General features: G+C 38.4%; 1 protein-coding gene. It reads right to left on the bottom strand.

Translation table 11 applies throughout. The annotated features are described in order from the left end of the window. Positions 1 to 31: 31 nt before the first annotated feature. Positions 32 to 1,098 (bottom strand): ISKra4 family transposase gene (locus ABF638_RS38035; RefSeq protein WP_435027893.1). Its coding sequence is split into 2 segments (ribosomal slippage): positions 32 to 942 and positions 942 to 1,098, totalling 1,068 coding nucleotides; the frame shifts between segments, so codons are not numbered across the junction. Positions 1,099 to 1,173 lie beyond the last annotated feature (75 nt).

The raw sequence follows: 1,173 nt of genomic DNA on the forward strand, positions 1-1,173 counted from the left end.
GGGAGCATCCACTTTTGGAAGAAACACCTAATCAGACAGCAAGTAAACCATTAAGATAAGCACAACGAACAGAGAGGATGTGATTAACACTTTCAACATTCCACTGTGCGCCAGAAATTTTAATCCTTAAGCCAATTTGTTTAATTGCAGACTCAACGGCGCCAGAACCAATAGAACATAATTGTTCAGCCTGATAATAGCTGTAATTGACAATGCGAGGGAGATGCTTTTTCAGATAAGCGATGAAATTTTTAGCTTGTTTACCTCGGCAATAATTAAATAAAGTCTTGGCTGCTTCTACTTGACCTTTCCACAATAAAGTTTCCGCAGCTTTGAGTCGTTTCAAAGAACCACCAACTTTATAAAGATTTTCCTTCAGATGATACCAATCCAAAATTTCACAGCGAGAAAACTGGTCTTGACCAAATTCTCGCACTAGATTCCACACACCATCGTGACCATCTCCCAAGCAAACAAGGGGGTCTACCAACTGTTGGCTATTAACATAATCAATTAATGATTGGTTATCATCAAAAAATGCACCATAGTAAATCCCTTGCAGGCGAACAGTTTTATAATCTCGCCAGTGACAACCTGCTTTTGGTTTACCTCGCAGTCGAACTTTGCCTCCATCTACACTTACTTCGGAGACGGCTTGCAATGCTACGGGTAGTTGAAAATCTTGTGACAAAACTAATTTTTGTTGGGTTGAGTGACCAACTTTTACTCCTGTTAGTGCCTCTACCTCTATTTCTGCATTCTGGTAGGAAATATTTGCTGATAGTCTCAAACAACACTTTTTCAGTAATGGACTTAACCTAGTTCTTGGTTTTAAACCCAGTCTCTGTAACTGTTTAGCTTTAAGAGTTAGTTCTCCAACTAGGCTTTTTATTTTCCTCGTTTTACCTACTTTTGTCCCTGTTTTCTGTTCGACAAAAAAAGGGCTATTTCTGGACTCACACGTTCTAGTATTTGACTACGAACTTTTTTTTCTATACTTTCTAGGTCTGTTAACTGACTCTTATCCGCTTCTTCATATAGTAATTTTGCCAGTTCCCTTACACAGGCTTTTATTTGTTCTTCTCTATCTTGGCTCATAGTAGTTGATGCACTCTTTTTATCTCCTTTTACATTCTCCCTTATTTTGTATATCTTCCAAAAGTGGATGCTCCC

The organism is Nostoc sp. CALU 1950, from assembly GCF_051172895.1.
Taxonomy (GTDB): Bacteria; Cyanobacteriota; Cyanobacteriia; order Cyanobacteriales; family Nostocaceae; genus Nostoc; species Nostoc edaphicum_A.